9 protein-coding genes are annotated in these 7,681 nt (G+C 45.1%); all 9 read left to right on the top strand.

The window, feature by feature from the left end:
• The coding region (locus AC1XUO_RS29400; RefSeq protein WP_483333476.1) for a DUF5977 domain-containing protein at positions 1–1,582 on the top strand (1,582 nt) is incomplete at its 5' end.
• The gene (locus tag AC1XUO_RS29395) at positions 1,582–1,806 is read left to right on the top strand and encodes a hypothetical protein (protein ID WP_483333475.1); all 225 of its coding nucleotides are present in this window, start codon (positions 1,582–1,584) and stop codon (positions 1,804–1,806) included. The genes AC1XUO_RS29400 and AC1XUO_RS29395, both read left to right, overlap by 1 nt.
• A gap of 60 nt (positions 1,807–1,866) precedes the next feature.
• Complete coding sequence (locus AC1XUO_RS29390) at positions 1,867–2,403, top strand: hypothetical protein (RefSeq protein WP_483333473.1); 537 nt, start codon at positions 1,867–1,869, stop codon at positions 2,401–2,403.
• Positions 2,393–2,935 carry a hypothetical protein gene (locus AC1XUO_RS29385; protein ID WP_483333472.1) on the top strand — a complete coding sequence of 181 codons (543 nt, stop codon included), beginning with the start codon at positions 2,393–2,395 and terminating at the stop codon, positions 2,933–2,935. Before AC1XUO_RS29390 ends, AC1XUO_RS29385 begins: the two co-directional genes overlap by 11 nt.
• Entirely contained in the window at positions 2,928–3,551 is a 624-nt protein-coding gene (locus AC1XUO_RS29380; protein WP_483333471.1) for a hypothetical protein, read from the top strand. The genes AC1XUO_RS29385 and AC1XUO_RS29380 overlap by 8 nt, the downstream gene beginning before the upstream one ends.
• A 250-nt stretch (positions 3,552–3,801) precedes the next feature.
• The gene (locus AC1XUO_RS29375; protein WP_483333470.1) at positions 3,802–4,017 is read left to right on the top strand and encodes a hypothetical protein; all 216 of its coding nucleotides are present in this window, start codon (positions 3,802–3,804) and stop codon (positions 4,015–4,017) included.
• An 8-nt stretch (positions 4,018–4,025) separates the two neighbouring features.
• A complete protein-coding gene (locus AC1XUO_RS29370) occupies positions 4,026–5,099 on the top strand; it encodes a hypothetical protein (protein WP_483333469.1) in 1,074 nt (357 codons plus the stop codon).
• A gap of 64 nt (positions 5,100–5,163) precedes the next feature.
• The gene (locus tag AC1XUO_RS29365) at positions 5,164–7,116 is read left to right on the top strand and encodes a phage tail tape measure protein (protein ID WP_483333468.1); all 1,953 of its coding nucleotides are present in this window, start codon (positions 5,164–5,166) and stop codon (positions 7,114–7,116) included.
• Positions 7,106–7,681: hypothetical protein (locus AC1XUO_RS29360; protein WP_483333467.1), on the top strand; the 576-nt coding region annotated here is incomplete at its 3' end. The genes AC1XUO_RS29365 and AC1XUO_RS29360, both read left to right, overlap by 11 nt.

Below are 7,681 nucleotides of genomic sequence, written 5' to 3'. Positions count from 1 at the left end.
CATGCGCCATTATTCGATGTACAAAGACGTGTTCTTTACGCAGGTGATCGGCGGCCAGCTCAGCAAATTTTTAACCTGGCAGCCTGATGGCAAACTGGTCCGTACCGATCAGCCCGAACGGATTTATTTCTTAACCAATTTCACACCTTCGCCAAAGTCCTTAAACCTACGTGTACGGGTATTTTATTCCGATAATTCAGCTGAGACTTTCACAGCCAAAACCGTAGACAACGTAACGCCCATGACGGTGTACTCCGTGCCGGTAGGATTCTCCGAATTGAAACTGGAAGCCAAACCGCAACAGGTCATTTGGTATGAAGTTTGGTTATCAAATGAAAACGGGCAACAGGTTAGCGAAACCCGTTTTTACCGCGTAGACAGGTTTGTCTATGAGTCAGTAAAATACATTCTTTTCCAAAATAGCCTGGGCGGTTATGATACGATCCGCTGTGTGGGATCCGCCAGCGAATCCATTAGTATCAGCCGTCAGCTCCTGGAACGGTTCACCGATTACGACTATTTGCCAACGGTTTCCGAGGCACTGATTAATAACGTCACCGGCCAGCGATCGGTAAACGTCAATATTGGAAACTGGCTGAATGCAGACTACCGGGAATACCTGGAAGATATGGCATTATCAGAAGAATTTTTCATCGTCGATGGTGAAGAGTTTATCCCGCTGACCCCTAATTTTAACGGGTTATTGACGCAGAGTAATACCGAGTGGCCGGTCGAAAGAAGTCTTGGTTTCACCTATGCCAACGGCATTGGTGGATATAGCAAGCTGCCGAAAATTGTGCCAGTAACACGCCAAACGGGCTGGAAACAATGGTCTGTGAGTTGTGAGCTGGATGCAAACGGGATCCGAACCGGAAAACAGTTAGTGAACGAGCTGGTAAAATTCTACCTGGATTCTGGCGAAAATGTCCGTCCCATCACCACGAAATCCAATATTTCGGGAACAGAAGGATATATCCCGCCCTGGGCTACCGGTGCCTGTGAAGCACAAACCACACCGTTTTTAAATACGACTATTTCAGGTCCGTCTCTTTTGAAAAAATCCACTTGTGCCAATGGTCAGGTGGGCACAACCTGGACAATTGTTTTACCGGCCGGATCTTACGGCTCAGAGCTTAGTCAGGCCGATGCACAGGCAAAAGCCCAGGCCGCCTGGCTTGCGATGGATACGCAGGAAAATGCAAATCTGAATGGTAACTGCATCCCGGCTGTCAATATCCGTTTGGGTATCACCAACAATGCTATCGGCGACGCGAACGGCCAGATCGGCGGCGCCTACAATCCGATTGCAGCCGTACTCATCGATGGTGCAGAAATGATTTCCAATACCGCCTATTCTGGAAATAATAGCGTTCGTTACGCTGAAAACACGCTACCGGCTGCAACCAGGAACATAGACGTACGGATTATTTTTTCAAACAGCCCACAGCTTGCCTACCGTATCCGGATCCCATCAAAAAACCAGACAAGCCCGGTTTTAAATGGTCCTCAAACATACCGGTTTGCCAACATCGTAACCAACTGGGGCGATCCTGAACTTATCATTATTGTAGAGCCAGCCTGATGGATATTTTAACTTACAAAAACAAAACCTACCAGGCGCCTGCCAGCTGGGCCGAGTGCCAGCCTGAAATGGTTGCCAAGCTGATCGCCTTTTCCAGGTTATCGCCAAAGGATATCACAGACGAGATTTTTGAAATGTTGGTCCAGGTTGCTTTCGATATTCCTGCCCGTGCATGGGGAAGCTGGACAATGAACCCGCTGGAATGGGAAATGTTGAAAAACTAGGTCAAATGGATCTTTACAGCGCCGGCTGATCGGCCGTTTCTAAGTTTTAAGCATGAGGACGTGGATTACATTCTTCCGGAAGAAAATTTTGCAGATACCACGACCCTGGAATTATCCATGGCCTTTATTGCCTATACTGATTTCGCAGATCCCGACGAGCCGGATCCTACCGCACTGGACCGCCTGATCTCAACTTTATGCCGACCTGCCCGGCCGGATCTGAAAGCATTCTTAAAATCACCCGACTGGACCGGTGACGACCGCGAACCTTTCAATGAAGCCAGGATAATGAAGCGGTCTGCGGCCCTGGCTACGCTGGACATGTCAATGAAAATGGTTATACTGTCCTATTTTGAAGTGCAGGCAAAATCATTTCTGGAACAGTACGAGGGCCTTTTCGGTGGTGACACGCAGCCGCGTTATGGCGACGGCCGCGGCTGGATCATGCTTATTAAAAACATCGCAAAAGAAGGCCATTTCGGCGATTTTGATAATGTGGGTAAACAATACGCCCACCTGGTCTATGCCGCTGCCCTGGACGATACAATCACCGCGGAAGAATCCCGCGATAACCAAGACAATGGATATGAGTACTAACAACGGTATGGTAGTGATCACCGATTTGATTACACTGAAAGAATTTTTCCAGCACGCAGTCCGTAATCTTTCAGGCATTGACATTTCGCGCTCACTTTCTGGCGGTCCAGACGGCTTGCAGGAAATGGCTAAGCTGTTTGAAAGTGAAGTAAAACCGGATCAATACATTTGCACCTACCAGGTTGCCGAAACCCCGTTAACCGACAATGCGGCCGGGCTTACTTGCGCGACATTTGCCTGTACCGTCACGATCATCAAAAAGATGGGATCCGCAGCCCTCACGCCCGACATGAAACTTGAAGCCAGGAACGAAACCTGGAAAAAGATGCTGCGTTTAATCGGCCTCATTCGTCTTGCATCAGAGTGGTATGCCGCCGAAGTGACCGAAGTGGATGGACAAGATTATGAGGTTATTTTTAATATTTTCCACGATAAACTTTTACCGGTAGGTAAAATAGCAAACGCAAATGTCCAGGGTTGGCTGGTGGATATCGATGTCACGATACCCGTAAATGGCCTGATGTATGTCTGAGGTTACGCCTGAAATTCAGAGGATTTTTGAAAGCCAGGTAATAGAAGCCTGTGACCGGATTTTTACGGAGGGAGTGCGACGTATGCGTAAGGATATGGAAAGTGCCGGCGTATCTCTGACCGACCAGTTAAAAAACTCTTTGTATTCAGAACGGTCATTTATTACCGATCAGCTGGAAGCGTCGTTCCGGATGGGGATGCGTGGGTATGGCCGTTTTAAAGATATGCGCCAGATTAGCTACTCTAAATTTCCGAATACAGAAATGTTGAACGAGTTTGTGGAAGAACTGGGAGTGGATAAGTTTATTAAGAATGAAACCGTTTCGGTCAACGGGAAAGAGATGCAGCTGTACGTACCAGGTTATCACATCGGCCGCAAGCAAAAAAATGAGCTGACATACGACCGCGCGCTCACCAGGGTTGCCTACGGGATGGGCCGCACGATTATGCAACAAAACACTATAAAACGGCGTGGCAACAGCTTTTACAATGTGAATAAGGGGGAAATTTATTCTGAGATATCAATATACCTCATGACTAAACTTCCTCCGGTGATGATGCAGGCTATGAAGGAATATTATGAGAGGCCGTTTTATGACAAAGAGGAATACTACTAATATAGTTGAATTGTTTGTTTTGAGATTGCATACAACAATGGCTTGAATTCGTAGAAATACATCGACAATTTTAACAATTGATAGTACTAGAAACTATATAGTTTAATTTCAGGTTCAAGTATTGATTTTCAATACTTGACTATTACAATTTAATATAACACTTGAATTGTATTTTCATTTCAAGTGTTATATTTGTGAAAGTACCTTGTAATTGCAACAAGGATTTTTTAACCTTTTTTCAAATCAGTATATGCATACAATAAAGGAGCTTTATTACGCTGTTCGGTATGTATTCAGCAGCTACTTTCCTTCTAATACTGAGCTTGTCAGTCCCGAGGTCCAAGTGATTCTATCTAATCCAAAAGATAGAAAAACTTACTTAAACGCCGTTGATAAACTTAGTAAAGGAAGTGAAAAGGAAGAGGTAAAACTTGAAAACGGTAATAGCATCACGTTGGTTTCATAGACGCGAATATGGAAATCCCTGGCCTTTCGCTTCTACCGATTATTTTCATTGTCTTAATCGTTGTTCCTGGAACATTCGCTAAACGGTTCTATTTTTCTGATGCTTTTTCGAATCAGTTTGGATCTGGCACCTTCGGTGACAGGCTAATAACAAGTATATTTTGGGGTATTATTGTTCAGATATTTACCTATCTTGCTTACAGTAGATCGTTCGATTTTACAATTCTGGACATTAAGGATAGTCTAATTTCTGCATACGCTGATCTCAAAGACAACAAGATACCAAAGAATTTCGAGAAGTATGATCTCTGGAAAATACTAGGCTATCTAGTGTCTTCGATAGTTTTGTCCGCTATCCTTGGACGCTTTGCATTTTTTATAGTACGAGGATTAAAGCTGGACATAAAATATGTACCACTACGATTTTCTAATACTTGGCATTATTACTTCTCCGGGGAGGTACTACAAATGTCTGGTTTTAATCAGAATAGAAGAAAGGTAGAGACTAGATCGGCTCATATCCTGGTGGATTCCGGAGAAGAAAGACCAAAAGTTATTAAAGGTATTCTGACTGAATATACTCTAAATCGTAATGGCGAGTTAGATACAATCGTTTTAACTGCGGCAGAAAGATATTCTATTAGCTTCCAGGGATTTAAAGAAATCCCTGGAAGTATGGTAATAATACCATATAACAAAGTTATTGACCTGAACTTAAATTTTGAATTTTCGCAAACTACTGAGGAAAATGGAATAGGACAAAGAGTGGTAGTCGGGATCTTGACATTTGCTTCAATTGTTTCTCTCGGATGTGTAATTATAGGCCCCTGGCTTTTAGGGCTTTCATTCCGGAATGCGCTAGCAGGTATGTTTTGGGGACTGTCTACTTGGATCTGGTTTTGGATTATCGTTTCCTTTTTATTGAATCCACCACAAGAAACGAGCAGAATAAGTACAAAGACATGGATCATAGTGTCTATCATGGCCCTACTCTCTGCATTCTTAACTGATCGTTTTTTGTTTGGAGGAATTTATATTGTCAAACATCTTTGGGAGCCAATTAAATCTGTCTTAACAATATAGATTCCCGTCCTACTCACACAAAAAGGTACGCTACAATTTAGTAGCGTACCTTTTTTTATTCACAATGAATTTAGTTGAAAATTCGGTCTGGAATTTCGATATCAATGGAAAACCGGCCTTAAATGCCCTGGGTGAACTGGAAGCCGAGTTGGCCAGAGTAAAGAAATCCCAGGAGGACCTGAAACGCGGGACCAAAGAATGGACCGACTCGAAGCAGGAAATTAAAGAGCTCGAAGCGGAAATAAAAAAGACCCGTGAAGAGATGGGCAATGCCGGGATGACCGTCAAGCAGCTGGAAGGATATGCTAAACAGCTGAATAAGGAAATCAAGGATCTGACGCCCGGAACCGCTGAATACATCGAAAAAACCAAAGAGCTAAAAGATGTAAATGACCGTCTGGCCAATGTCAGGCAGGACGTGCGCGGGGTATCAGACGAAGTAAAAGAAAGTCAAAGCATCTGGACAAATCTGAAAACCTGGATTGCAAGCGCCTTCACCTTTGCCGCAATCCTGGAAGCCGGCCAAATGCTGAAACAGTTCTTTTCCGATGGCATCGAAAACTTTAAAAAGTTTGATGCTGCCAGTAAAGAATTAAGCGCCAATACCAACATCGTCGGTAAGGATCTTGAATATTTGAATGACCAGGCCAAAGAGCTGGGGCCTCAAATGGGAAAGACCGGCGACGAAATGCTGGCCGCTTACCAGGCCATGGGATCAGCCAAATCAGACCTGACCGAAAACGCTGCATCTCTGGCAGCGGTAACAAAAGAGGCCATAGTCCTTTCACAAGCTGGAAAGCTGGATTTAGCACCCGCCACTGAACTAATGGCCGGTGCCCTCAATCAGTTCAATGCGCCGGCTTCCGACGCCGGGCGTTTCATAAATGCCATCGCAGCCGGTGCGCAAGTCGGATCCGCTGAAATTGCAGATATGACCGGTGCCCTGAAAGCTTCTGGGACCGTTGCAAGTGCTGCCAGTGTATCCTTTGAACAAACAAACGGCGCGCTCCAATCCCTTTCTACCATCAACATCAAAGGCGAGCAGGCAGGAACCGCTTTCCGGAACATTCTTATCAAAATGATGAGCAGCTCCGAAGATCTGAACCCGCAGATTGTCGGGCTGGACAAGGCCATGGAAAACCTGGGTAAGCGTAACCTATCCACGGCCGAACTAGCAAAAATGTTCGGAACTGAAAACGTGGTAGCAGCTCAGCACCTGGTAACTCACCGCGAACAGGTGAAGGAATTTACAGCCGCTTTGATCGGAACGGATGCAGCTTATAAAATGGCAGCAAAAAATAATGAAACGCTGGAATTCAAAGAAAAACAACTGGCTGCCGCCTATTTGAATACAAGTGCAAGTGTTGGTAAAATCTTGGCCCCGGCAATAACCAGCTTTTACAGTATCCTGATTGATAAAGGACTACCGGCAGTTGAATCCACCATTCAGGTATTTGCCGCACTGGTTAAAGGAATCATTGCAATTCCTGGTTTCATCACCGAAAACAAAGAAGCGTTTATTGCCCTGGGTGTGGCCCTGGTTTCCTTGAACACCGCAAACATCGCAGCAACCGCGTCGGCCATCGGGCTGGCAGCTGCCGAAAAAGGCAGGTTGATCTGGACAGAAGCCGGAACGGTTGCCCAATGGGCTATGAATGCCGCCATGACAGCAAACCCGATCGGTTTGGTTGTATCGGCTATTGCCTTATTTGTTGGGGGACTGATTACGCTTTACAAAAATGTTGAAGGCGTCCGTAATGTTATCGACGGACTTTGGGAGGGAATGAAAAAAGCCGGATCCGCCGTCGCTTCATTCTTTGGAATGGTGGGCGATGAAAACAATAAAAGCCTTGCTCAGCAGAAAGCTGCCAATGATAAACACCTTTCGGACAAAGCAGCTAACGAGAAAAAAAACGGCCGCACAAATTGCAGCGGATGCAAACGCAGCCAAGACCAGCGAATTAAACCTAAAAAAACAACAGGAAGAAGCTGCCCGCCAGGCAAAGTTGAGTGCTGAAAAAAATGCAAAACAGCAGGAAGTTGCAGAAAATAAAAGAGCCGATGAAGCCGCGCGAAAATTAAAAGAAACTCAGGACAAAGAAGCAGCAGCAAGGGCAGCCGAAGAAAAAATTGTGGCAAATGCTGCCGCAAATAAGGCAATTGAAAAAGCGAACATCGATGCCATTACAGACGAGCTTGCAAGAAAAAAGGCTCAGTTGGCTTTTGAATTAAATGAAAAACTGGCTGCCAATACAAAGTCCAAAGCGGATGACCTGGTAAAAGTTAACTATGAAATTTCTTTACGTGCCCAATTCAAAACCGCCGTAGAAAAATTTGAAGCCGACTACCGTGCCAAGCATGTAGCCGAAGAAACCAAGCGGATCAATGACATTGCCAAGCTGGAAGATGCCCAGCGTACAGAGCGCCAGGCAAAAGAAAATGCTACCCAGAAAACGATCCTGGAAACCCAGCTTTCGAATGAAAAACTATCCATAACCCAACGCCAGGCTCTGAAACTCCAATTGATAGAATTGGAGAAAAAGATGGAACTGGAACGAATTGAGGAAGTCGCTGCCAAGGAA

It is taken from the genome of Dyadobacter sp. HNCC25DJ186, assembly GCF_056895235.1.
The sequence above is the reverse complement of the archived record's forward strand: the minus strand, read 5'-3'. Positions and strand labels throughout refer to the sequence as shown.